The organism is Mesorhizobium sp. M0030 (assembly GCF_040323695.1).
In the GTDB taxonomy this organism is placed as follows: Bacteria; Pseudomonadota; Alphaproteobacteria; order Rhizobiales; family Rhizobiaceae; genus Mesorhizobium.
Genome location: NZ_JAMYVE010000006.1, coordinates 102,223 through 125,949, shown reverse-complemented (window position 1 = coordinate 125,949; position 23,727 = coordinate 102,223). Strand labels below are relative to the sequence as shown.

General features: G+C 63.0%; 21 protein-coding genes. 16 read left to right on the top strand and 5 right to left on the bottom strand.

All coding sequences use genetic code 11. The annotated features are described in order from the left end of the window. Positions 1-65 precede the first annotated feature (65 nt). The 4 genes from NKJ80_RS14710 to erpA all read right to left on the bottom strand — a co-directional run bounded on the left by NKJ80_RS14710 (position 66) and on the right by erpA (position 1,978). Positions 66-314 (bottom strand): hypothetical protein, encoded by a 249-nt coding sequence (locus tag NKJ80_RS14710; protein WP_245259868.1) that lies wholly within the window; start codon positions 312-314, stop codon positions 66-68. Between the two features lie 116 nt (positions 315-430). Then, on the bottom strand, positions 431-1,225 hold the full coding sequence (gene xth / locus NKJ80_RS14705; protein WP_023667698.1) for an exodeoxyribonuclease III: 795 nt from the start codon (positions 1,223-1,225) through the stop codon (positions 431-433). Positions 1,226-1,233: 8 nt separating this feature from the next. Next, the gene (locus NKJ80_RS14700; protein ID WP_352497800.1) at positions 1,234-1,626 is read right to left on the bottom strand and encodes a VOC family protein; all 393 of its coding nucleotides are present in this window, start codon (positions 1,624-1,626) and stop codon (positions 1,234-1,236) included. Positions 1,627-1,630: 4 nt separating this feature from the next. Beyond that, positions 1,631-1,978: an iron-sulfur cluster insertion protein ErpA gene (erpA, locus tag NKJ80_RS14695; protein WP_031196640.1), complete on the bottom strand. Its 348-nt coding sequence runs from the start codon at positions 1,976-1,978 to the stop codon at positions 1,631-1,633. 76 nt (positions 1,979-2,054) lie between these two features. On the opposite strand from erpA, the gene NKJ80_RS14690 reads away from it, so the two are divergent. The 13 genes from NKJ80_RS14690 (at position 2,055) to NKJ80_RS14630 (ending at position 18,306) form a co-directional block, all read left to right on the top strand. Continuing rightward, a complete protein-coding gene (locus tag NKJ80_RS14690; RefSeq protein ID WP_352497799.1) occupies positions 2,055-3,269 on the top strand; it encodes a deoxyguanosinetriphosphate triphosphohydrolase in 1,215 nt (404 codons plus the stop codon). A gap of 62 nt (positions 3,270-3,331) precedes the next feature. Continuing rightward, positions 3,332-5,095, top strand: coding sequence for an arginine--tRNA ligase (gene argS / locus NKJ80_RS14685; RefSeq protein WP_023681655.1), 1,764 nt, complete (start codon positions 3,332-3,334; stop codon positions 5,093-5,095). Positions 5,096-5,198: 103 nt separating this feature from the next. Further along, positions 5,199-8,600, top strand: a complete 3,402-nt coding sequence (locus NKJ80_RS14680) for an SPOR domain-containing protein (RefSeq protein ID WP_352497798.1) — start codon at positions 5,199-5,201, stop codon at positions 8,598-8,600. Positions 8,601-8,733: 133 nt separating this feature from the next. Next, entirely contained in the window at positions 8,734-9,753 is a 1,020-nt protein-coding gene (nagZ, locus tag NKJ80_RS14675; protein ID WP_352497797.1) for a beta-N-acetylhexosaminidase, read from the top strand. 174 nt (positions 9,754-9,927) lie between these two features. Continuing rightward, positions 9,928-10,728 carry a segregation and condensation protein A gene (locus tag NKJ80_RS14670; RefSeq protein ID WP_023667690.1) on the top strand — a complete coding sequence of 267 codons (801 nt, stop codon included), beginning with the start codon at positions 9,928-9,930 and terminating at the stop codon, positions 10,726-10,728. Continuing rightward, entirely contained in the window at positions 10,725-11,492 is a 768-nt protein-coding gene (gene scpB, locus NKJ80_RS14665) for an SMC-Scp complex subunit ScpB (protein WP_023667689.1), read from the top strand. The genes NKJ80_RS14670 and scpB overlap by 4 nt, the downstream gene beginning before the upstream one ends. 180 nt (positions 11,493-11,672) lie before the next feature. Beyond that, complete coding sequence (locus tag NKJ80_RS14660; RefSeq protein WP_023681650.1) at positions 11,673-11,894, top strand: twin-arginine translocase TatA/TatE family subunit; 222 nt, start codon at positions 11,673-11,675, stop codon at positions 11,892-11,894. Positions 11,895-11,980: 86 nt separating this feature from the next. Then, a complete protein-coding gene (gene tatB / locus NKJ80_RS14655) occupies positions 11,981-12,721 on the top strand; it encodes a Sec-independent protein translocase protein TatB (RefSeq protein WP_023691107.1) in 741 nt (246 codons plus the stop codon). Beyond that, entirely contained in the window at positions 12,718-13,593 is an 876-nt protein-coding gene (tatC, locus tag NKJ80_RS14650) for a twin-arginine translocase subunit TatC (protein ID WP_023688219.1), read from the top strand. The genes tatB and tatC overlap by 4 nt, the downstream gene beginning before the upstream one ends. A 109-nt stretch (positions 13,594-13,702) precedes the next feature. Next, complete coding sequence (gene serS / locus NKJ80_RS14645; protein WP_023667685.1) at positions 13,703-15,007, top strand: serine--tRNA ligase; 1,305 nt, start codon at positions 13,703-13,705, stop codon at positions 15,005-15,007. Next, the gene (gene surE, locus NKJ80_RS14640; protein ID WP_023697617.1) at positions 15,007-15,768 is read left to right on the top strand and encodes a 5'/3'-nucleotidase SurE; all 762 of its coding nucleotides are present in this window, start codon (positions 15,007-15,009) and stop codon (positions 15,766-15,768) included. Before serS ends, surE begins: the two co-directional genes overlap by 1 nt. Before the next feature lie 26 nt (positions 15,769-15,794). Continuing rightward, positions 15,795-16,448: a protein-L-isoaspartate(D-aspartate) O-methyltransferase gene (locus tag NKJ80_RS14635; protein WP_023697616.1), complete on the top strand. Its 654-nt coding sequence runs from the start codon at positions 15,795-15,797 to the stop codon at positions 16,446-16,448. Between the two features lie 355 nt (positions 16,449-16,803). Continuing rightward, on the top strand, positions 16,804-18,306 hold the full coding sequence (locus NKJ80_RS14630) for a peptidoglycan DD-metalloendopeptidase family protein (RefSeq protein ID WP_352497796.1): 1,503 nt from the start codon (positions 16,804-16,806) through the stop codon (positions 18,304-18,306). Positions 18,307-18,406: 100 nt separating this feature from the next. Here the strand turns inward: NKJ80_RS14630 and NKJ80_RS14625 are convergent, their stop codons facing one another. Continuing rightward, positions 18,407-19,282 carry an ATP-binding protein gene (locus NKJ80_RS14625; protein ID WP_023688224.1) on the bottom strand — a complete coding sequence of 292 codons (876 nt, stop codon included), beginning with the start codon at positions 19,280-19,282 and terminating at the stop codon, positions 18,407-18,409. Between the two features lie 271 nt (positions 19,283-19,553). On the opposite strand from NKJ80_RS14625, the gene yajC reads away from it, so the two are divergent. The 3 genes from yajC to secDF all read left to right on the top strand — a co-directional run bounded on the left by yajC (position 19,554) and on the right by secDF (position 23,720). Further along, complete coding sequence (gene yajC, locus NKJ80_RS14620; protein ID WP_023667680.1) at positions 19,554-19,901, top strand: preprotein translocase subunit YajC; 348 nt, start codon at positions 19,554-19,556, stop codon at positions 19,899-19,901. A gap of 53 nt (positions 19,902-19,954) precedes the next feature. Continuing rightward, a complete protein-coding gene (locus NKJ80_RS14615; RefSeq protein ID WP_352497795.1) occupies positions 19,955-20,950 on the top strand; it encodes a SecDF P1 head subdomain-containing protein in 996 nt (331 codons plus the stop codon). Positions 20,951-21,167: 217 nt separating this feature from the next. Continuing rightward, positions 21,168-23,720: a protein translocase subunit SecDF gene (gene secDF, locus NKJ80_RS14610; RefSeq protein ID WP_023667677.1), complete on the top strand. Its 2,553-nt coding sequence runs from the start codon at positions 21,168-21,170 to the stop codon at positions 23,718-23,720. Positions 23,721-23,727 lie beyond the last annotated feature (7 nt).

The following is a 23,727-nucleotide window of genomic DNA, read 5'->3' as shown; positions in this document are numbered from 1 at the left end:
TTCTTCGCGCCCCCCTCTGGCTTGCCGGCCATCTCCCCCTCAAGGGGGAAATTAGCTCACATCCATCAGTTCTCGGTGAGTTCCGCCGGCGCCGCTCTGTGTACCGGCATCGAGATCGGCGTGACGTGCAGATGCGGCTTCATCGTGCTGTCGGGGCAGCTGTCGCCGATCTTGGTCCATGAGGTGTTGTTGAGCACCAGGTCGCAGCGGGCCATATGGCTCTTGTCTGAAACCGTCAGGCAGGTGACCTGGCCGACCTGGTAGGACTTGCCATTGGCGAGGCACTCGGCAAGTGCCGCTGCAGGAGAGGCCATGGCAAATGCCAGACCGATCGGGCAAAGGAGGAATCGTAGTGCCATGGAACCCCAGCCGCCATGCTGATCTCTGACTGAATGGCGCGATTGTGGCGACATCAGGGTTTCGGCTGATATCAGGCCGGCAGCAGCGCCAGATCGATCGCCACCGGCACATGGTCGGAAGGCTTTTCCCAGGCGCGCACGTGCTTTTCAATCGAGGCCGAGGAAAAGCGGTTGGCGGCTTCGGGCGACAACAGCAGATGGTCGATGCGGATGCCGTTGTTCTTCTGCCAGGCACCGGCCTGGTAATCCCAGAACGTATAGACATCGGCCGCATCGGTGACGGCGCGGACTGCCTCGGTGAAGCCGAGATTCTTCAGCCGTCGGAAGGCCTGCCGGGTCTGCGGCTGGAACAGCGCATCGCCAAGCCAGTTCTCGGGGAAGCGCGCATCGACCGGCTCGGGGATGACATTGTAGTCGCCGGCCAGCACCAGCGCCTCCTCCAGAAGCAGCCGCTGCTCGGCCCAGCGATGCAGCCGCTCCATCCAGGCCAGCTTGTAAGGAAATTTCTTCTCGTCATCGATGGGATTGCCGTTGGGCAGATAGAGCGAGGCGACGCGCAGCGCGCCCTGGTCGGTCGAGAACACGCCCTCGATGAAGCGCGCCTGCTCGTCGGCGTCATCACCGGGCAGGCCTCTGATAACCTCGTCGAACGGAAGTTTCGACAGTAGGGCGACGCCGTTAAAGCCCTTCTGGCCATGGGTTTCCACGTTGTAGCCAAGCGCCTCGATCTCGGCGCGCGGGAACTGCTCGTCGACCGACTTGATCTCCTGCAGGCAGACGATGTCGGGCTGGCTTTCGCTCAGCCAGTGGGTGAGGTTGCCGATGCGGGCGCGAATGCCGTTTATGTTCCAGGTAACGATTTTCATGGGCGGCCTCAGGGATGTTCGGGCGAAAGACGTTCGACAAGCCCGATCGTATTGCCTGCCGGGTCCTTTAGAAAGGCCATCCACTCGCTTTCCCCCGCCGTTCCGAACGTGCCTTCGGTGTCGTTGTGGACGAGCGCCGGCGGTGCGGTGAAGGGAACGCCGGACGCTTTCGCCTCGGCGTGGAAGGCTTCGAGCCCGGCTATATCGAGATAGACGGTGCCGGCCGGAACGCCATCGGTGAACAGCAACCTGATATCACCGGCCATGATGAAGGCGATGCCCGGCGGATCGTAGCGGGCATGAACGCTGAGGCCGAGCACATCGTGCCAGAAGGCCAGCGTCACGTCGAGATCGCGCCCGGCCGACAGTGCGACCTGACGGACCGGGCCGACGCCGGACATCTGCCTAGATGGAGAAACTGGTGCCGCAGCCGCAGGAGGCGACTGCATTGGGGTTGCGGATCTGGAACGATTGGCCCATCAGATCGTCGACGAAGTCGATCACCGAGCCGCCCATATAGACCAGCGACAAATCGTCGATCAGCACGGTGGCGCCGTCCTTTTCGATGGCGACGTCGTCGTCATTGCGCGTATCGACCAGGTCGAACTTGTAGGAAAAGCCGGAGCAGCCGCCGCCCTCTACGGAGACGCGCAGCGCCGTCTTGCCGGCCTCGCCAGAGACGATTTTCGCGATCCGCCTGGCGGCGGCGCCGGTCATCTCGACTTTCATGGCAGTCTTGGCATCAGCGCCCATGGGCGTCACCTTGCTTTCGGTTTCACATGATAGGTATGAAGCGGGAAGGGGCAAGTCAACTGCGGCGGCATCAGCCATGACAAATGAGCTTGGCGACATTGGGTTCGGCTATCGGCCGCGCGCGGCCTATGCCAGCGACCCAGCCAGGTCGCGCGGGCGGCTCTATGACGAGGTCGAGAGCCCGACTCGCACGCCATTCCAGCGCGACCGCGACCGTATCATTCATTCGACTGCCTTCCGCCGCCTGAAGCACAAGACGCAGGTGTTCGTCGCCCATGAAGGCGACCACTATCGCACCCGGCTGACGCATTCGATCGAGGTGGCGCAGATTGCGCGGGCTCTGGCGCGAGCGCTGCGCGGCGACGAGGATCTGGCCGAGGCGGTCGCCTTGGTGCACGATTTCGGTCACACGCCGTTCGGCCATACCGGCGAGGACGCGCTGAACGAGCGGATGGCCCAATGGGGCGGCTTCGACCACAATGCGCAGTCGCTGCGCGTGGTGACGCGGCTGGAGCGGCGCTATGCCGAGTTCGACGGGCTGAACCTGACCTGGGAAACGCTGGAAGGCCTGGTGAAGCACAATGGCCCGCTGACCGACGCCAAGGGAAAAGGGCTCAAAGGCCCGGTGCCGCAGGCGATCCGCGACTATTCCGAGTTGCACGACCTCGAACTCGACCATTTCGCCGGCATCGAGGCGCAATGTGCTGCGATCGCCGACGATATCGCCTACAACACCCATGACATCGACGACGGCCTGCGCTCCGGCTTCCTGACCTTGGACATGCTGGAAACGGTGGCGCTGCCGGGATCGATCCTGGCAAGCGTGCGCGCGCGCTATCCGGGCCTGGACGATGTGCGCACCGGCCATGAGCTGATGCGCCGGCAGATCACGATGATGGTCGAGGACGTCATTGTTTCCACCACCGCCAATCTGGAGCGCATCAAGCCTGACAGCGCCGAAGCGGTGCGGGCGGCGGGCGAGACGATGGTGACCTTTTCCGCAGACACGGCGGCGACCGAGAAGGATTTGAAGACCTTTCTTTACAAGCATCTCTACCGGCATGACGAGGTGATGCGCGTTCGCATTGAGGCCGAGCAGATCGTGCGCGACCTGTTCGATGTCTATTTCGCCGATCCGCGCGCCATGCCGGACGGCTGGCGGGAGGGGCTCGACCGGGCGGAGGACCGCATCAAGGCGCGCAGCGTCGCCGATTTCCTGGCGGGGATGACGGATACCTACGCCTTGAAGGAACACCGCCGTCTGTTTGACCATACGCCCGATTTAAGCTAGGGCGAGCGCGATTTGCCGGCCAATGAGCCGGTTCCCCTGCACAGTCCGCCAGAGCAAGACCCATGAACATCTTCGCCGATTTCAGCGCGCGAATCACAAAAGCCGTCGAAGCGCTTGATTTGAAAGACAGTAATGGCGTTTCGCCCGACCTGTCGCGCATCGCCGTCGAGCCGCCGCGCGACGCCAGCCATGGCGATCTCGCCACCAATGCGGCGATGGTACTGGCCAAGCCGACAGGGCACAACCCGCGGGCGCTGGCCGAGCGGCTGGTGGAAGTGCTGCGCAGCGACGCCGATGTTGCCGAAGCCGACGTCGCCGGTCCCGGCTTCGTCAATCTCCGGCTCAAGGACGCTTTCTGGCAGGCACATCTGACCGCGGTGCTCGGCGAGGGGCAAAACTACGGCCGCTCGACCATTGGTGGCGGCAAGAAGACTAATGTCGAATATGTCTCGGCCAATCCGACCGGGCCGATGCATGTCGGCCATTGCCGGGGCGCGGTTGTCGGCGACACGCTCGCCAATCTGATGGCCTTCGCCGGCTATGACGTCACCAAGGAATACATCATCAACGACGCCGGCGCGCAGATCGACGTGCTCGGGCGTTCGGCCTTCCTGCGCTACCGCGAAGCGCTGGGCGACGACATTGGCGAGATACCGGCCGGCCTCTATCCCGGCGATTACCTTGTGCCGGTCGGTCAGGCGCTGGCTGCCGAATTTGGCCGCAAGCTCTTGCAGATGCCCGACGATGAGTCGCTGGCAATCGTCAAGGACCGCACGATCGACGCCATGATGGTGATGATCCGCGAGGATCTGGCGTTGCTCAATGTGCATCACGACGTTTTCTTCTCCGAGCGCACGCTGCATGCCGACAATGCCAAAAAAATTCGCTCGGCGATCAACGATCTGACGCTGAAAGGCCATATCTACAAGGGCAAGCTACCGCCGCCCAAGGGCGAGAAGCCGGACGACTGGGAAGACCGCGAGCAGACGCTGTTTCGCTCGACGGCGGTCGGCGACGACATGGACCGGGCGCTGGTCAAGTCCGACGGCTCGTTCACCTATTTCGCCGCCGACGTCGCCTATCTCAAGGACAAGGTCGACCGCGGTTTCGTCGGCCTGATCTATGTGCTGGGCGCCGACCATGGCGGCTACGTCAAGCGGCTGGAAGCGCTGGCGCGGGCGATTGCAGGCGATGATCTGAAGCTGCAACTCACGGTGCTGCTGTGCAATCTGGTGAAGCTGTTTCGCGATGGCGAACCGGTTCGGATGTCGAAGCGGTCGGGCGACTTCGTGACCTTGCGCGAAGCGGTGGAGGAGGTGGGCCGCGATGCGATCCGCTTCATGATGCTCTACCGCAAGAGCGACGCGCCGCTCGACTTCGATTTCGCCAAGGTCACCGAACAGTCCAAGGACAATCCCGTGTTCTACGTGCAGTACGCTTCGGCGCGCTGTCATTCGGTGTTCCGGCAGGCGAGCGAGCAACTGGGCGAGGCCAATTTCGACCGCAACAGCCTGGCCGCGGCCTCGGCGTCGCTCACCGACGAGGGCGAGATCGGCCTGATCCGGAAGCTGGCTGAATATCCCCGGCTGGTCGAATCTGCGGCCCTTGCGCTGGAGCCGCACCGGCTGGCATTCTACCTCTACGATCTGGCTTCCAGCTTCCATGGACACTGGAATCGGGGCACCGAGAATGCCGACTTACGTTTTGTTAAGGTTAACGACCGACAATTGACTCATGCCAGACTAGGGCTGGTGCAGGCTGTTTCGGATGTTTTGACCTCCGGCCTGACGCTGATTGGGGCTGATGCGCCCACTGAGATGCGTTAGGTTTAACTAAAACACCTGTCACCATTTGCCCACATTGCGCTGGTAAGGGCCAACCCTACGCGACGTCCATGGCGTCCGAATGAGTGCGAGTTCGGGAACAATAATGGCAGACAGAACCCAGCTGAGAGTAGCCGACAACAACGACATCGCCGAAGATGATCCGTTCGCTGAACTGACCAGGATCATGGGTTTCGATCCGCGCCAGCCGGTCAAGCCGCAGGCGCCAGCCGTCGAGACGGCTGCGGACGAGGGCGATTTCGACATCGACCTCGAGAAGGAGTTGATGGGCGAATTCGGCGATGAAGTCGGTTCCATGGAGGCCAGCCAGCCAGCTCCCGAGGTTCACCAGCCTGCCGCTGAGCCCTACGAACCTGCTGCCGAGATTCGCGAGCCGGCTTTCGAAACCACCGATGCCGCGATGGACGATGCGCTGGCTGCTTCGCTGGAATATGATTTCGTCTTCGACGATGCCGCCGATCTGGATTTCGGCGCTGCCCCGCAGGCTGCGGCTGCTCCCGTTGAACCCTCGGTTGCCGAACCTTGGTTTGCCGAGCCCGCATTCGACGAAGCTGCATTCGATGACGATTTCGACAATGCCGTGGCCAGTTCACTGGAAAACGTATCGCCGCTCGAAGACGACCTGCCGATGGATGACGAGCTTGCCGCTTCGCTCGAGCAGGGGTTGCTGCTCGATGACGATGCGACCGTCGCCCATGCCGCAGATGTCGCGCAGGTTGCTGCTGCGCCTGCCGACGATCTCGCGTTCGACGATGATTTCGACAATGCCGTCTCGATGTCGCTGGAAGACGAGCTGACGCTGGACGGTCCTGCGCCGGCGCAGGACCAGTATGCCGCGCCAGTAGCCGAGGCGCCGATCCATACCTTCGACGCCGTCGGCTCCGCCGACCACGCTGTTGCCGACGAGGATTTTGCGGGTCATTTCGATGACGCGATGGCCGATGTCGACATGGACTTTGCGGCCCAGGATTTTGCAGCCCAGGATTTTGCGGCCGAGCATTTCGAGCCTCAGGCTTTCGAGGCTCAGCCTGTTGAGGCCGAGGATCCGGAAGAGCGCGATCTGGATGTCAGCGATCTGCAGGCCAGCGCGCCGGTTGAGATGGATGCGCCGGAAGTGAACGAGACGCCGGCCTGGACTGTGGAGGCCAGCCCCTCTCATGAGACTGCGCACGAAGCATTCGACGATTTCGATCTGAGCATCGATGATGCGCTTGCCGATCACGAGCCGGTTGCCGAGATCGCACCCACTCCGGTTCAGCCAACTCCGGTCGCACCAGCCTATGTGGCGCCTACCAATATGGCGACCCCGGCCGCTCCGGTCGCTGACGAACGGACGTTGGAAGATGAACTCAACGCGCTGCTTGGCGCCATGACCACACCACGCCCGGCGCCAGTCGCGCCGTTTCCGGTCGTCACCGAGCCCACCAGGGCTGCCGCCATCGAGCCCGCCAGGACTTATGAGCCGGTTGCCCCGGTGCAGCGGTCCGTCGCAACGCCGGTCGCTCCGGTCGATAATCTCGACTGGGACCTGGACGAACACGCGCCGGCTCCTCAGGAGGTCCGGGCGGACGATGCCGATTTCGACGATCTGCTTGCCGGCGAACTCGAGGGCCATGAGCCCGAGATCGAGTTCGATGATCATGCCTTCGATGCGGCGCTCGCCAAGGGCATCGATCTCGGTAATGACACGGCAGCACCGGTCGCTGGCGATTGGCGCTCGACGCCGCCGGAGCCGGCGCGTTCGTGGAGCCGCGTGACTCCCACCCCGGCCCAGCCTTCCTTTGCAGCGCAGCCGCAACCTTCTTTTGCAGAAAAGCCGTCCATGCCGCCGGCGGCAGCGCCAAGCTATCGCGACCAGCCGGTTGCAGCTGCTGCCTATGCGGCGCCGACGCCATCGCGCCAGGCGCCGCCTCAGGCCTATGACGAGATGCCGGATGTCGAGACGGTCGATGTGCCGGAGCGTGTGGTGGCGATTGCCGACGACCTCGACATTCCAGAACTCAGCTTCGAGCAAGACGAGCCGGCCGCCTATGACGACATCGACGCCGAATTCGCCGGCATGCTCAACGAGATGAACGCGGTGGAAGTGGCGCCGCCCACTGCCGCACGCAGTGCCGGCTATGATGACGATTCCTACAGTTCCGGCTTCAGTTCGGGCCACGAGCTCGACCAGCGCGCCTATGCGGCGCGGCCAGCCGAAGTGCTTGCAGCCACGCAAGCTCACCACGCCGATGCCGCCGGCGGCTTCGACATGGACGATCTGCCCGGCAGCCAGCCGGTTTCGCAGGCCGACGATTTCGCGGTCGACGAACTCGACTACGATCCGGATCTGGACGAGGCAATGGCGGTGCCGGGCCTCGCCGAGCAGGAAGCCGCACGGCCGCGCAGGAGCGGCCTGCTGGTCGCGGGGGTCGTTGCTGCGGTTGCGATTGCCGGCGGCCTTGGCGCCTTCGCCTTGTCGTTCGGCGGAAAGGGCGGCAGCGATGCGCCGGTCATTGTCAAAGCCGACAACAGGCCGATCAAGGTCAAGCCCGAAAATCCGGGCGGCGCCGTGGTGCCGAACCAGGACAACAAGGTTTATGATGCGGTCGCCAAGGGCACCAAGCCGGCCGAGCCGGTTCAGGAGAAGCTGGTCACCAACACCGAAGAGCCGGTCGATGTGAAGGCGCAGGAGCCTGAAAGCCGCGTCGTCGATCTGTCGCCCGACGATACCGACGCTGCCCCAGGCCCCGACGCTGCCGGCAACCCCGAAGCTGCCGTCAACCCCGACGCGGCTGTCGCGCCGGCGCCAAAGTCCGAGGACCGCATCGCTCAGGTGCTGCAGGAAGCCGACAAGAACCCCGATACGGTCGCCGTTGCCCCGCGCAAGGTGCGGACCATGGTGGTCAAGCCCGACGGCTCGTTGGTGGCCCGCGAGGACTCGACGCCGGCCGCGCCACAGGTTGCGGCGACTGAGCCGCTTGACCCGGCGCCGCAGCACGTCGCCCCTTCGGCCGATGCCGAGCAGACCGGCACCGTGGCGCCTGCCGATCAGGCAAATAGCGACCAGGCAAGTGCCGAGACCGCCAAGCCGGTCAAGCCGGTGAAGCCGGCGGCCACGCCGAAGGCTGAGACCCAGTCCGCCAACACGCCGCAGACGGTTGCCGTAGCGCCGCAGCGCCCGTCCGACCAGCCGGTCGACGTGGTCGGCGAGGTCAAGCCCGACCAGGTTGCCTCCATCCCGGCGACGGCTTCGACATCGGGCGGTTCGTGGTCGATGCAGATCGCTTCGCAGCCGACGGTCGAAAGCGCCCAGGCCAACTACGCCGACCTGCAGCGCCGCTATGGAAATGTGCTCGCCGGTCGCACCGCCAACATCGTCAAGGCGGAGATCGCCGGCAAGGGCACCTTCTACCGTGTCCGGGTGCCTGCGCAATCGCGCAACGATGCGATCAATCTGTGCACCAGCTACAAGGCTGCCGGCGGCAACTGCTTCGTGTCTCGGTAAGGCCGGATCCAATTATCAGAGCCGGTGCGTTCCCAACGGTCGCGCCGGCTTTTTCATGTGGATGGGCGAGAGGTTGAGGCGCTTGCCGTCCGGGGAGATTCCCTTTGCCGGCGCGAAGCCCTAAACTGGTGGAATGACCGAATCAAAATCCATGATCCTCGGCTGTGCCGGGAAATCGCTGACCCGCGAAGAAATCCGTTTCTATCGCAATGAATGCCCGTGGGGCTTCATCCTGTTTGCGCGCAACATCGGCGAAACCGAGCAGATCCGCGATCTGGTCGCCGAAATGCGCGACTGTATCGGGCGCCCCGATGCGCTGGTGTTCATCGACCAGGAAGGTGGCCGGGTGCAGCGCCTGCGGCCCCCGCTGGCGCCGAACTATCCCGCCGGCGGCGCGCTCGGTGCATTGTGGCGCAAGGACCATGATGCCGGCACCCGCGCTGCCTGGCTGATGGCGCGGCTGCATGCCTTCGACCTGTTACGCTACGGTATCTCTGCCGATTGCCTGCCGGTGCTGGACGTGGCGATCGAGGGCGCCAGCGACGTCATCGGCGCGCGCGCCTATGGCAAGGAGCCGCGCCCGGTCATCGAACTCGGCCGCGCGGCGGCGGAAGGGCTGATGTCGGGCGGCGTGCTGCCGGTCATGAAGCACATTCCGGGTCACGGGCGCGCCTTTGCCGACACGCATTTCGAACTGCCTGTGGTCGATGCCTCGCTGAGCGACCTGCAGCGGCATGATTTCGCCCCGTTCCGCGAGCTTAGCCATCTGCCGATGGCGATGACGGCGCATGTCGTCTACAGCGCCATCGATCCGAACAACCCAGCGACCACCTCAGGCAAGGTCATCGACGAGATCATCCGCCGCGAGATCGGCTTCGACGGGCTGTTGATGAGCGATGACACCTCGATGAAGGCACTTTCTGGGGATTTCCCGACAAAGGCGGCCTCGATCCTTGCGGCGGGCTGCGATCTGGTCCTTCACTGCAATGGCGTTTTCGAGGAGATGGCGGGCATCGCATCGCGAACCACGGGACTTGAAGGGACGTCGCTGGAGCGCGCCAAGCGGGCGCTGACCTATATAAGGGATCGCGACCGGGCCGACGAAACCGAGATACGCGCCGAGTTTGCCACCTATTTCGATGCGGTGGCCTAGAGACGGATGATTTCAGGTCTGTTCGACCTGAAATCTGAATCCGTCTCTAAATTAGATAGAGAGAGCATGATGTCGTCCGAAAACCGCTTCACACTTTTCGGCATCATGCTCTAACCAGAGGTAAAGGAACAAGTGGCGGAGACATTGGACAGCAAGGCTGCGAAGGCCGCACCGATGGACCGTCTGTGGGCCGAGAACGACGATTCACGGGTCACCGGCGACCCGTCGCTTGTCGTCGACGTCGCCGGGTTCGAAGGTCCGCTCGATCTCTTGCTGCATCTCGCCCGCAACCAAAAGGTCGATCTGTCGCGGATTTCCATCTTGGCGCTGGTCGAGCAGTATCTGACCTTCGTCGAGACGGCGAGGGCGCTAAGGCTTGAGCTTGCCGCCGACTACCTGGTGATGGCGGCGTGGCTGGCCTTCCTCAAGTCGAAGCTCCTCATCCCCAAGCAGCCCGGCGAAGAAGGCGAAAGCGGCGAGGAACTGGCCGCGGTGCTGCAGTTCCGGCTGAAGCGTCTGGAGGCCATGCGCGACGCCTCGGCAAGGCTGGTCAACCGCAACCGGCTCGGCCGCGACGTGTTTGCACGCGGCATGCCTGAAATGGTCATCGTCGAGAAGCGTAACGCCTATTCGGCCTCGCTCTACGATTTGCTCACCGCCTATGCGCAGCAGCGCCAGAAACAGGCGATCACCAATGTGACAATTGCCCGGCGTGGCGTGTGGTCGCTCAAGGATGCGCGCGATATCCTGACCCGGCTGATCGGCTCGCTGCGCGACTGGACGGCGCTGGACAGCTATCTGATCAATTACCTGACCAGCCCGGACGAACGGCGTACCGCGATTGCCAGCTCGTTCGCGGCGTCGCTGGAACTGGTGCGCGAAGGCAGCATCGAGATGCGACAGGACCAGGTGTTCGCGCCGCTCTATCTGCGCGGCCGCGCGCAACCAATCAAGGCAGTCGAGGTGGCATCATGAGCGAACGCGCCAACGCTTCGGTCATTCCGTTCAAGGTCGAAGAAGAGACCGAGGAGGGCATTATCGCCCAGGACCCGACTGATACCCTGCTTCTGAATCCTGGCGAACGGCTGCATATGGCCGAAGCCATACGCATGGCCGAGGCGATCGTGTTCGCCAGCGCCGAGCCGGTCAGCGAAAAGCAGCTCGCAGCCAGATTGCCCGATGGCATCAGCATTGCCGCTGCCATGGCTGAGCTGCAGCAGATCTATGCGCGGCGCGGCGTCAATCTGGTTCGGGTCGGCGATGCCTGGGCGTTCCGTACCGCCGGCGATCTCGCCTTCCTGATGAGCCGCGACACGGTGCAGCAGCGCAAGCTGTCGCGCGCCGCGCTCGAAGTGCTGGCGATCATCGCCTACCACCAGCCGGTGACGCGCGCCGAGATCGAGGACATCAGAGGCGTCGAGACCTCGAAGGGCACGCTGGATACGCTGCTCGAAACGGAATGGGTGCGCATGCGCGGCCGCCGCCGCACGCCCGGCCGTCCCGTCACCTACGGCACGACAGACACTTTCCTCGACCATTTCGCACTGGAGGAGATCCGCGATCTTCCCGGGATGGACGAACTGAAGGGGGCAGGGCTGCTCTCCGGCCGCATGCCGTCGAATTTCGCCATCCCGTTGCCGCCGGCCGATCCGGACGCGCTGACCGAGGACGAGGATGCGTTGACCGACATCGATCTCGAGGAACTCGGCCTGCTGACGCCGCGCGTCACGGAAGATTGACCGCAAGCCGCTGTCAAAAAGCTGCATTGCTGCGGTAGATGCGCCGATTGGTAGCGGGCAGCTTTGCCGAAAATGCGTGACATAGACCGCGCCTTCATAAACTTTGTCGCTGTTGTGTTTGAATCCCAACGCGAAAACGCATAGATCATCGCCAGGGAAAACATTCGAGAGAGAGTTACAATGGGTTCATTTTCGATTTGGCACTGGATGATCGTGCTGGTGATCGTGCTGCTGGTGTTCGGCCGCGGCAAGATACCCGAGCTGATGGGCGACATGGCCAAGGGCATCAAGAGCTTCAAGAAGGGCATGGCCGACGACGATACCGCCGAAGACAAGCGCACCGTCGAGCACCGCCCGGACGAGACCGTTTCGGCAGTGAAGGAAAAGGCCAGCAAGAGCTGAGCCCGAGGTTGTTGCTTTTGTGCAAGTCGTTGTCCCAAAACCGCTTCGCACTGTTGGGCGACAAGCACTAGTCGGAACTGATTGCCATGTTTGAAGTCGGCTGGACCGAAATGCTGGTGATCGCGATCGTCATGATCGTGGTCGTCGGACCCAAGGATTTGCCCAATATGCTGCGCACCTTCGGCCGCACGACGGCGAAGCTGCGTGCCATGGCCTCCGACTTCCAGAAGCAGTTCAACGAGGCGTTGAAGGAAGCCGAGCTCGACGACGTCAAGAAGTCTGTCGATACGCTGCGCGGCCTCAATCCGGCGGCCGAAATCCGCAAGCAGCTCAATCCGTTCGAACAGGCGGCAGCCGAGGTTCGCTCCGGCGTCGATGCGGTGATGAAGCCGAAGCCCGCCGTCGACCCCTCAACGCCCGCGGCAGAAACACCACAGCCGGCCGAGCCGCTCAAGAACGGCGCGACGGTGATGCCGGGTGTCAACGGACCGGAAACAGCGCCGGCGGCGCCGATCCTTCCGGCGATGACCGATCAGGCGGTGGTGACACCGGCTGCAGCAACAGCAGCGCCACGAAACGCGCGCGCCAAGGGGGCTGCGATATCAAAGGCCCCGGCAACCAAAACAGCGGCAGCCAAGGCAGCACCGGCAAAGCCGGCGCCTGCGGCGAAGGTTGCGGCCAAGCCGTCAGCGGCGCCCGCCAAGGCTGCACCTGGAAAAGCCGCCACCAAGCCCGCTGCTGCACCGAAGGCAGTCGCAAAGGCTGAGCCGAAGCCTGCGCCGGCCACGAAGCCCGCGTCCAAGAAGACGGCGGGGGCCGCCAAGTGAGCATTACGGACAGCGAAAAGGACGAGATCGAGAAGTCGTCGGCTCCGCTGATGGAGCATCTGATCGAACTGCGCCGGCGGCTGATCTGGTCGATCGGCGGTTTCTTCGTCGCCTTCCTCGTCTGCTTCTTCTTTGCCAAGAAGCTGTTCAATCTTTTGGTCGTTCCGTTCAAGTGGGCCACGCAGTGGGCCGGGCTCGATCCGCACAAGGTCGAGCTGATCTATACGGCGCCGCAGGAATTCTTCTTCACCCAGGTCAAGCTCGCCATGTTCGGCGGCATGGTCATCGCCTTTCCGCTGATCGCCACGCAGATCTACAAATTCATCGCGCCAGGCCTCTACAAGAACGAACGCAACGCCTTCCTGCCGTTCCTTATCGCATCGCCGATCCTGTTCCTGATGGGAGCGTCGCTGGTCTATTTCTTCTTCACGCCGATGGTGATGTGGTTCTTCCTCGCCATGCAGCAGGCCGGCACCGACGACCAGGTGCAGATTTCGCTGCTGCCGAAAGTGTCGGAATATCTCAGCCTGATCATGACGCTGATCTTCTCCTTCGGCCTGGTGTTCCAGCTGCCGGTGGTGACCAGCCTGATGACGCGGGTCGGCATGCTGTCGTCAAAGGCGCTGGCCGAGAAGCGCAAATGGGCGATCGTCATCGCCTTCGTCGTCGCGGCGGTGCTGACGCCGCCCGATCCGATGAGCCAGATCGGTTTGGCGATCCCGACCATCCTGCTCTACGAGGTGTCGATCTGGGCGGCCCGGTTGATCGAGCGCGACCAGGTCAAGCAGAAGCTGGCGCGCGAGAAGCAGGAAGCCGCCGAAGCCGTGGCCGAAAAGGCGGCGGACGCGTCCTCAAAGCAGGCTCCTTCATAGGCCGTCGCGTTCGGGTATCCGCGTTAGCGGAAAAACGCGACAGCCGCCATCTTGCATCGATGAAGGATGCGGTTTACGCCCTCAGGCCTTAGCTCGAGGACGACCAACCATGCTTGATATCAAATGGATTCGCGACAACCCGAAGGCCCTTGTCGAGGCGCTGGCCAAGCGCTCGTGGTCGGCTGACGAGGCGCAGTCCACGGTCGATGAGCTGATCAAGAAGGACGAAGCGCGGCGCGAGCACGTCACCGAGCTGCAAACCAAGCAGGAACGCCGCAACGCCGCCTCGAAGGAGATCGGCAACGCCATGCGTTCGGGCGACACGGCACTTGCCGAAAAGCTCAAGGCCGAAGTCGGCGATATCAAGACCTTCATCCAGAATGGCGAGGCGCGCGAGCGCGAGCTCGACAAGACGCTGAACGATGCGCTGGCGGTGCTGCCGAATGTGCCGCTCGACGACGTGCCGGTCGGCAAGGACGAGCACGACAATGTCGTCAAGCATATCGTCGGCGAGGTGCCGACCCGGCCGAACTGGGTGAAGGAGCATTTCGAGATCGGCGAAGCGCTCGGCATGATGGATTTCGAGCGGGCGGCAAAGCTGTCGGGATCACGCTTCACCGTGCTGAAGAGCGGGCTGGCGCGGATGGAGCGCGCCATCGGCCAGTTCATGCTCGATCTGCACACGACCGAGCATGGCTATGAAGAAGTCATCCCGCCACTGATGGTGCGCGACGAAGTGCTTTTCGGGACCAACCAGCTGCCGAAATTCGAGGACGATCTGTTCTTCGTGCAGCATGGCGATGGCCGGCTCGGGTTGATTCCAACCGCCGAGGTCCCGCTCACCAACCTGGTGCGCGAAGAAATCACGGCCCATGAAAAGCTGCCGCTGCGCTATACGGCGCTGACGCCGTGCTTTCGCTCGGAAGCGGGCTCCGCCGGCCGCGACACGCGCGGCATGTTGCGCCAGCACCAGTTCTATAAGGTCGAGCTGGTCTCGGTCACCGACCAGGAGTCTTCGCTCGCCGAGCACGAGCGGATGACGCAGTGCGCGGAAGAGGTGCTGAAGCGACTGGAGCTGCCGTTCCGCACCATGGTCCTGTGCACGGGCGACATGGGGTTTGGCGCGCGCAAGACCTACGACATCGAGGTCTGGCTGCCCGGCCAGAACGCCTATCGCGAAATCTCGTCCTGCTCGGTCTGCGGCGACTTCCAGGCCAGGCGCATGGATGCCCGCTACAAGGACCGGGATGGCAAGGGCAACCGCTTTGTGCACACGCTGAACGGTTCGGGCACCGCTGTCGGCCGTGCGCTGATTGCCGTCATCGAAAACTACCAGAATGAGGATGGCAGCGTAACCATTCCTGAAGTGCTGCGGCCTTATATGGGCGGTCTGGCGAAGATCGAATCGAAGTAATGCGCATCCTTCTGACCAATGATGACGGCATCCATGCCGAGGGCCTGGCGTCGCTCGAACGCATCGCCCGCACGCTGTCGGACGATGTCTGGGTCGTGGCGCCGGAGCAGGACCAGTCCGGCTACGCGCACTCGCTGTCGATCTCGGAGCCGCTCCGGCTGCGCAAGATCGGCGAGAAACACTACGCCGTGCGCGGCACGCCGACCGACTGCGTCATCATGGGCGTCAAGAAGATCCTGCCTGGCGCGCCGGACCTGATCCTGTCCGGTGTCAATTCCGGCGCCAACATCGCCGACGACGTCACCTATTCCGGCACCGTCGCCGGCGCCATGGAAGGCGCGCTGCTCGGCATCCGCTCGATCGCACTCAGCCAGGGTTATTCCTATGTCGGCGAGGACCGCGTCGTTCCCTATGAGACCACCGAGGCGCTGGCGCCGGCGTTGCTGAAAAAGCTCGTCGCCATGCCGCTGCCGGACGGCGTGCTGCTCAACGTCAACTTTCCCAACTGCCTGCCTGACGAGGTTGCCGGCACCGTCGTGACGTCGCAGGGCAAGCTGGTGCACAGCCTTTGGGTCGACGAGCGCCGCGACGGGCGCGGCCTGCCTTATTACTGGCTGCGCTTCGGCCGCGAGCCGGTCGAGGGCAAGCAAGGCACCGATCTCCATGCTCTGCACAACCGGCTGGTGTCGGTGACGCCGCTGCAGCTCGACCTCACCGCGCATGAAATCCGTGACCAACTGACCAAAGCGCTGTCTGATTAAGGTTTTGGCATGAACAAGGTTTCTGCATGAACATGCCGCTCGACGATCGCGAGGGTTTTGCCGCTTTCCTGCTGCGCCTGCGCGGCCAAGGCGCGGTGCCGAAGGCGCTGATCGCAGCCTTCGAGGCGACGCCGCGGCGCGGCTTCCTCAACGGCCAGTTCCATTCGATCGCCTGGTCGGACGGCATGCTGCCGATCGAGTGCGGCGAGGCGATCGAGGGCGCCGACCTGCAGGCGGCGGTGATTGCGGCCCTGGCAATAGAGCCCGGCAACCGGGTGCTCGAGATCGGCACCGGCTCGGGCTACACGGCAGCGGTGATGTCGCGGCTCGCGGCTCGCATCGTCAGCGTCGACCGCTACAAGACGCTGGCCGAGCAGGCCAGGCAACGCTTCGAGGCGCTCGGCATCGGCAATGTCATCGTGCGCCAGGCCGATGGTTCCACCGGCCTTGCCAACGAAGCGCCGTTCGACCGCATCGTAGCCTGGGCGGCTTTCGACAGCCTGCCGCGCTTCCTGCTCGACCAATTGTCGAGCGGCGGCATCGTCATTGCCCCGATCGGGCCGGAGGAGGGCGAGCAGGTGCTGGCCAAGCTGACCAAGGTCGGCAGCCGCTTCGAGCGCGAGGATATCGGCACCGTGCGCCTGCAGCCGATCCTGCGCAGCGTTGCGGCGGTTATCTGAATTCTGCCTGTCACGCGCTTCGAAGGTAAGCCGAAGCCGATCGTTTCGTCATCCACGGGCGAAGCAAGGAGCGTAGCGACGCAGCGCAGACCCGAGGATCCATGCCGCGCCATCAAGGCGTAGCTACGGCGCAGAATTCTGCTCTGCTGCATTCTTCGGCCAATGTCACGGAATGGATCCCAGGGTCTCCGCGACGGCGCTTCGCGCCTGCTTCGCCCAGGGATGACGACGTTGGTGAAGGCGCCTTACAAAATGTTTTAAGAAAATTTGCGTCCGATTCTATGGGGTTAACCCGCCAGTAACATTAACGCGCTTTAATCATGACCAGTGTGTACCGGGTCTGCGGGTTAGTGCGATGCAATTCAGTGTTATGAAGGCAAACGGGCGTACTCTGTCGCGGGGCTGCGCTGTCCTCATGCTAGCCGGAATGGCAGCGGGGTGTAGCTCCCAGGTCTCGCGGTTCAACGGTGTCGACGACGTCTTCACCTCCTCGACCAACAATCAGCGCGCCATCATCGACAAGCAGAGCACCGCGCAGCCCTATCCGGGCGATGTGGCGCCCGAGCCGATCGCTGCAGCACCTGTCGATGGCAGCCATAACCAGTCGGTCAGCCGCTCCAGCCTGGAGCCGGTCACCGTCCAGCAGCTGCCGCCGCCAAGCGCGCCCAAAGCCGCTCCGATGCGCACCGCTTCCGCGCCTGCACTTGCGCCGGCACCGCATGTCGACAGGACGACCACCAGCACCGTGCAGCCGGCAAGGCCGTTCAAGAATGCCGGTGACTCCGATCCGAAACCAGTTGCCGCCGGCACGCCGCACGCCACGGAGATCGTCGTCAGGGACGGCGAGACCATTTCCGGCATCGCCCATCGCTATCACGTGCCGGCCGACGTCATCATGAAGGTCAACGGCTTGAGCGCCACCAAGGGGCTGAAGACCGGCCAGAAGCTGGTCATCCCGGCCTATGCCTATTCGAGCAAGGGGACCGAGCCGAAAGTTGCCGACGGCAAGCCGGCGAACAGCCCCAAGACGCCGGCTCCGGAGAAGGTCGCCGTGCTGCCGCAGCAGCCGAAGCTCAAGGACGGCAAGTCCGCCGCGCAGGTCGACGCTTCGGCCGCGAACAAGCCGAAGACCGACAAGCCGGCGCAGCAGACGGCCGCAGCGGCGCCAAAGGCAGGTGCCGGCACCTACACGGTGCAGTCGGGCGATAGCCTGTCCTCCATCGCCAGGAAGACCGGGGTTGGCGTCGTGGCGCTGAAGCAGGCCAACGGCATGCAGGACGGTCTGCTCAAGATCGGCCAGACGCTGAAGGTTCCCGCCGGTGGCACCGCAACGGTTGCAAGCGCCAAGCCGGCCAAAGTTGATCCGGTGACGACGGCCGCAACCCAGCCTGCGGCAAAGCCGACGGAGACGCTCGCCACCTACACGCCGCCGAAGAAGGATGCCAAGGTCATCCAGCAGGCCGAGGACGACGATGCTGTCGCGCCTGATGCCACCGGCATCGGCAAGATGCGTTGGCCGGTGCGTGGCCGCGTCATCTCCAATTTTGGTGGCGGCAAGGATGGTGTCGACATCGCCGTGCCTGAGGGGACGCCGGTCAAGGCGGCCGAAAACGGCGTGGTCATCTATGCCGGCGACGGCCTCAAGGAATTCGGCAATACGGTTCTGGTGCGCCACGAAAACGGGCTGGTCACCGTCTATGGTCACGCCAGGTCGATCGAGGTGCAGCGCGGCCAGAAGGTCAAGCGCGGCCAGGAAATCGCGCTGTCGGGCATGAGCGGGACCACCGACTCGCCGAAACTGCACTTCGAAGTGCGCAAGAACTCGGCCCCGGTCGACCCCTCTGGCTATCTCGAATAGAACAATAAACGTTTTGCAGGCCGTCTGACCTCCAGTCCGGCCCGCCGGCTCAGCCCGCTCCGCAAGGGGCGGGCTTTTTCAGTGACCTGACGGAAATCAATCAGTCGTTCAGCGGCTTGCCGAGCCGGCCGGCCAGATCCTGGGTGAACTGCCAGGCGACGCGGCCCGAGCGGCTGCCGCGCGTCGTTGCCCATTCTAGCGCCTCGGCGCGCAGCTGCTCCGGGTCGATAGTGAGCCCGTGATGGCTGGCATAGCTGTTGACCATGTCGAGATATTCGTCCTGCGAACATTTGTGGAAGCCGAGCCACAGGCCGAAACGGTCGGACAGCGAAACCTTTTCCTCGACCGCCTCGGACGGGTTGATGGCGGTCGAGCGCTCATTGTCGATCATGTCGCGCGGCAACAGGTGCCGGCGGTTCGACGTGGCGTAGAAGATGACATTGGCCGGGCGGCCCTCGACGCCGCCTTCAAGGGCTGCCTTCAGCGACTTGTAGGAGGTGTCGTCATGGTCGAAGGAGAGGTCGTCGCAAAACAGGATGAAGCGAAACGGCGCCGCCTTCAGCAGGCCCATCAGCCTGGGCAGCGTGTCGATATCCTCGCGATGGATCTCGATCAGCTTGAGCGGCAGGTCGGATTTGGCCTGGGCGTTGATCTGCGCATGCACGGCCTTGACCAGCGAGGATTTGCCCATGCCGCGCGCACCCCACAACAACACATTGTTGGCGGCATGGCCGGCGGCGAAGCGTTCCGTGTTTTCGACCAGAATGTCGCGCACGCGGTCGACGCCGCGGATCAGGCCGATGTCGACGCGGTTGACCTTGCGCACCGGCTCGAGATAGCCGGGGTCGGCCTGCCAGACGAAGCAATCGGCAACCGCAAGATCGGTTTGCGGCACCGGCGGCGGGGCGAGGCGGGTGACCGCCTCGATCAGGCGGTCGAGCTTTTGGTTCAGGGCCTCGATGGTGCTGTCGGTCATGTCTCGTCTTTTATGTTTCCGCACGAACGTGCGTAGGGGCCGAAATCGTCTTGATCCGGGCGAGATAGAAACTGGTTCCAAGCTTTTGTTTGGGCATGATCTTTTGCGAAAACCACGCCCGTATTCCGGGAGCATGCTCTAACACGGGTCAACCGGCCGGAAAAGCAGCTGAAAGCCCGGCCGCGCAGTTGCATTGGTAACTTTACCCACTATATTCCGGCCAAATTTGGCGAGGCCGCCCTACGGCCTTCTTCGTAACCAGGAGTTCTTGATGTTCGTCACACCGGCATACGCCCAAGCTACCGGAACTCCGCTTGGTCCGTTCGGGGATATCGGCATGATACTCCCGTTCGTTCTGATCTTCGTGATCATGTATTTCCTCATCATCCGGCCGCAGCGCGCCCAGTTGAAGAAGCGCCAGGAGATGATCTCGGCCGTGCGCCGTGGCGACACGGTCATCACCGGCGGCGGCTTCGTCGGCAAGGTGACCAAGGTGATCGACGACAATGAGCTTGAGATCGACCTTGGCGGCGGCACCAAGGTGACGGCGCTGCGCTCGACGATCGCCGATGTTCGGGTCAAGGGCGAGCCGGTGGCCAACCAGAACGCCAAGAAGTAAGCCAGTTTCCCAAGCGGAGCGATCCGCGGGCAGAGCTCTGACAAAGACGGCGTATGGTCCATTTTTCGCGCCTGAAAATGATCCTGATCTGGCTTGCTATGGCCACAATGCTCGTCGGCGCGCCCAGTCTTCACGCTGCCGGCGCGGACGTGCTGCTTCGATTGGACGCGACCGATGTGATCGATCGCCGGTTGGAGGCGACGCGTGACGAAATCAGGACGCTGCTGCGCGATGCAAGGATCGGCTATACTGGTCTTGCTAAGTCGGGTCGGGCCGTTCAGGTGCATATCACCGACGCCGCTCAGGTCGGCGCGGCCAAGATGGCATTGGAGGCGGTGACTGATCCTGTCCTTGGCAGCGCTGGTCCGGTCCAGGAAGTGATCCTGGATGATACCGGAGCAGCGTTGCTCAAGTTCACGGTAACAGACACAGGTATCAAGTATCGGATGTCGATCGCGCTTGCGCAGTCGATCGTGGTCATTAAGAATCGCCTGCGTGATCTTGGTGTAGCCGACCCAGTAGTGCGGCCAGAGGGCGAAGACGGTATGCTGGTCCGGACCTCGGGCGTTGCGGATTTGCAAAGGCTGAGGAGAATTCTCACCCGAACCGGAATGCTGACTTTTCAGTGGGTTGATGAGTCGATGCCGGTCGCTGATGCGATCAATGGCCGGACGCCCGCTGGCTCGGTGGTGGTTTATTCGAAGGACGATCCACCGGTTCCCTATCTGGTTGAGAGCCGAACGATCGTTTCCAGTGACGACATTGTCAATGCTCAGGCGACTTCCAACTCCGTCACAAATGAGCCGGCGGTTTCGTTCACCTTCGATTCCAGGGCAACGGCACGCGTTGCGCAGGCGACCTCGCAGAATGTCGGCAAGCTATTTGCGATGATCCTCGACAACCAAGTGCTTTCGGTGCCAGTCGTCCGCGAGCCAATTCTTAACGGCCGCGGCCAGATATCGGGCAACCTTACAAAGGAGAACGCCGATGATCTGGCCTTGCTTTTGCGTTCCGGACCGATGCCTGCACAATTGAAAATAGTCGAGTAGCGCACGATAGCGCCCGGCGGTGATCAGAATTAGAATGGAACCGACAGAGGCGATTGACGCCGAAACCGCTGCCGGCGGCAGCGCCAAATTGACCTCAGCGCGCTCGACAATCGGCGAAGTGCGGGTTAAGGGCGAGCCGGTGGCAAATAAGAACGCCAAGAAATAACCGAATTGTCGGCGGAACGATCCGCCAGTACGCCCTGACGGACAACGCCATATGCTGTATTTTTCGCGCCTGAAGATGATCCTGATCTGGATCGCCGTGGCCGTCACATTCATCCTTGCCGCGCCAAATCTCTTCCCGGCCAGCACATTGGCGCAATTGCCCAACTGGGTGCCGAAGCGGCAGATGACGCTTGGTCTCGATCTGCAGGGCGGTTCGCACATCCTCTTGCAGATGGACCAGAACGACCTGGTCAAGGCGCAGCTGGAAACGACGCGCGACGAGATCCGCACGCTGCTGCGCGATGCCAAGGTGGGCTATACCGGCCTTGGCGGCACCGGCAGGACCGTACAAGTGCGCATCACCGATCCAACCCAGATCGATGCCGCCAAGGCGGCGCTTAAGCCGCTGACCGATCCGGTCGCCGCCGGCCTGTTCACCGGTGGCTCCATCCAGGAGATGTCCCTGGATGATTCCGAAGCCGGGCTGCTCAAATTCACCGTCACCGACGCCGGCATCAAATACCGCACCTCGGCCGCATTGGCGCAGTCGATCGAAGTCGTCGAGCGTCGCGTCAACGAACTCGGCACCACCGAGCCGATCGTGCAGCGGCAGGGCGACGACCGTGTACTCGTCCAGGTGCCGGGCCTGCAGGATCCGCAAAGGCTGAAGGAGATCATCGGCCAGACCGCCAAGATGACCTTCCAGATGGTCGATACCTCGATGTCGGTGCAGGATGCGCTGAACGGCCGCCCGCCGGCAGGCTCCTCGGTGCTTTATTCGCAGGACGATCCGCCGGTTCCGTATCTGGTGGAAAATCGCGTCATCGTGTCCGGTGAAGATCTTGCCAAGGCGACGGCAACCTATGATTCCCGAAACAACGAGCCGGTGGTTTCGTTCGTCTTCAACTCGCGCGGTGCGACACGATTCGGCCAGGCGACGCAGCAGAATGTCGGCAAGCCGTTCGCCATCATCCTCGACAATCAGGTGATTTCGGCGCCGGTGATCCGCGAACCGATCCTCGGCGGCAGCGGCCAGATCTCAGGCAATTTCACCGCCGAAAGCGCCAACGACCTCGCCGTGCTGCTGCGCGCCGGCGCGCTGCCGGCAAAGCTGACCGTGATCGAAGAACGCACCGTCGGCCCGGGCCTCGGCCAGGATTCGATCCATGCCGGCAAGGTCGCCGGCATCATCGGCTCCATTCTCGTCGTCGCCTTCATGTTCGTCGCCTACGGACTTCTCGGCTTCCTCGCCAACATTGCGCTCGCCGTGCACGTGGCGATGATCGTCGGGGTCTTGTCGCTGCTTGGCGCGACACTGACCTTGCCCGGCATTGCCGGTATCGTGCTGACCATCGGCATGGCGGTCGATTCCAACGTGCTGATCTATGAGCGTATCCGAGAGGAGCGACGGGCCGGCCGTTCGGTCATCCAGTCGATCGACACAGGCTTCACCAAGGCGTTGGCGACCATCGTGGATTCCAACGTGACGTCGCTGATTGCCACGGTCGTGCTGTTCTATCTCGGCACCGGACCGGTCAAGGGCTTCGCCATCACCTATGCCATCGGCATTTTGACCACGGTGTTCACCGCCTTCACCTTCACCCGTCTGCTGGTGTCGATCTGGCTGCGCCGTGCGCGTCCGAAGGAATTGCCGCGTGCGCCGGTGACCTTCGTTCCGGCCGGCACGAAAATCCCGTTCATGGGCATCCGCCGCTGGACGTTCGCACTGTCCAGCCTGCTGTCGATCGCGTCGGTTATCGGATTCCTGACCATCGACATCAACTACGGCATCGACTTCAAGGGCGGCTCGATCATCGAGGTGCAGTCCAAGCAAGGCGACGCCGATATTGGCGATATCAGAAGCCGGCTGTCGGAGCTCAATATCGGTGAAGTGCAGGTCCAGCAATTCGGCGCGCCGAATGACGTGCTGATCCGCGTTGGCACCCAGGATGGCGGTGAGAACGCCGAGCAGACCGTCATCGACAAGGTGCGCGGCGAGCTGCAGGACAATTACGATTTCCGCCGCGTCGAGGTGGTGGGTCCCACCGTTTCGGGCGAACTGGCCAAGCAAGGCACGATTGCGATGATCATCGCGCTGATCGGCATCCTGGTCTATGTCTGGTTCCGCTTCGAATGGCAGTTCGCGGTCGGCGCAATCGTGGCGACGGTGCACGATGTGGTGATGACGCTGGGCTTCTTCGTCATCACCGGGCTCGAGTTCAACCAGTCTTCGCTGGCGGCGATCCTGACCATTATCGGCTATTCGCTCAACGACACGATCGTCGTCTATGACCGTGTTCGAGAAGATTTGCGAAAATACAAACGAATGCCGCTCCCACAATTGTTGAACAACGCCATCAACGAGACGCTGTCGAGAACGACGCTGACTTCGGTGACGACCATCCTGGCGCTGCTGGCGCTCGTGTTGTTCGGCGGCGAGGTGATCCGCTCGTTCACCATGGCGATGCTGTTCGGCGTCGTCTTCGGCACCTATTCGTCGATCTTCATCGCAGCGCCCTTGCTGATCCTGTTCAGGCTCAGGCCGCAGGGAGCGAGCGCCGATGAGGAGAAGCCGGTTGGTGGCGGCAAGGCCATGGCGACCTGACGGCTGC

Excerpts from the sequence above, each read along its gene's own strand:
- NKJ80_RS14710 (WP_245259868.1), bottom strand. The coding sequence starts at position 314 with ATGGCCTCTCCTGCAGCGGCACTTGCCGAGTGCCTCGCCAATGGCAAG.
- xth (WP_023667698.1), bottom strand. The coding sequence starts at position 1,225 with ATGAAAATCGTTACCTGGAACATAAACGGCATTCGCGCCCGCATCGGC.
- NKJ80_RS14700 (WP_352497800.1), bottom strand. The coding sequence starts at position 1,626 with ATGTCCGGCGTCGGCCCGGTCCGTCAGGTCGCACTGTCGGCCGGGCGC.
- erpA (WP_031196640.1), bottom strand. The coding sequence starts at position 1,978 with ATGGGCGCTGATGCCAAGACTGCCATGAAAGTCGAGATGACCGGCGCC.
- NKJ80_RS14690 (WP_352497799.1), top strand. The coding sequence starts at position 2,055 with ATGACAAATGAGCTTGGCGACATTGGGTTCGGCTATCGGCCGCGCGCG.
- argS (WP_023681655.1), top strand. The coding sequence starts at position 3,332 with ATGAACATCTTCGCCGATTTCAGCGCGCGAATCACAAAAGCCGTCGAA.
- NKJ80_RS14680 (WP_352497798.1), top strand. The coding sequence starts at position 5,199 with ATGGCAGACAGAACCCAGCTGAGAGTAGCCGACAACAACGACATCGCC.
- nagZ (WP_352497797.1), top strand. The coding sequence starts at position 8,734 with ATGACCGAATCAAAATCCATGATCCTCGGCTGTGCCGGGAAATCGCTG.
- NKJ80_RS14670 (WP_023667690.1), top strand. The coding sequence starts at position 9,928 with ATGGACCGTCTGTGGGCCGAGAACGACGATTCACGGGTCACCGGCGAC.
- scpB (WP_023667689.1), top strand. The coding sequence starts at position 10,725 with ATGAGCGAACGCGCCAACGCTTCGGTCATTCCGTTCAAGGTCGAAGAA.
- NKJ80_RS14660 (WP_023681650.1), top strand. The coding sequence starts at position 11,673 with ATGGGTTCATTTTCGATTTGGCACTGGATGATCGTGCTGGTGATCGTG.
- tatB (WP_023691107.1), top strand. The coding sequence starts at position 11,981 with ATGTTTGAAGTCGGCTGGACCGAAATGCTGGTGATCGCGATCGTCATG.
- serS (WP_023667685.1), top strand. The coding sequence starts at position 13,703 with ATGCTTGATATCAAATGGATTCGCGACAACCCGAAGGCCCTTGTCGAG.
- surE (WP_023697617.1), top strand. The coding sequence starts at position 15,007 with ATGCGCATCCTTCTGACCAATGATGACGGCATCCATGCCGAGGGCCTG.
- NKJ80_RS14635 (WP_023697616.1), top strand. The coding sequence starts at position 15,795 with ATGAACATGCCGCTCGACGATCGCGAGGGTTTTGCCGCTTTCCTGCTG.
- NKJ80_RS14630 (WP_352497796.1), top strand. The coding sequence starts at position 16,804 with ATGCAATTCAGTGTTATGAAGGCAAACGGGCGTACTCTGTCGCGGGGC.
- NKJ80_RS14625 (WP_023688224.1), bottom strand. The coding sequence starts at position 19,282 with ATGACCGACAGCACCATCGAGGCCCTGAACCAAAAGCTCGACCGCCTG.
- yajC (WP_023667680.1), top strand. The coding sequence starts at position 19,554 with ATGTTCGTCACACCGGCATACGCCCAAGCTACCGGAACTCCGCTTGGT.
- NKJ80_RS14615 (WP_352497795.1), top strand. The coding sequence starts at position 19,955 with ATGGTCCATTTTTCGCGCCTGAAAATGATCCTGATCTGGCTTGCTATG.
- secDF (WP_023667677.1), top strand. The coding sequence starts at position 21,168 with ATGCTGTATTTTTCGCGCCTGAAGATGATCCTGATCTGGATCGCCGTG.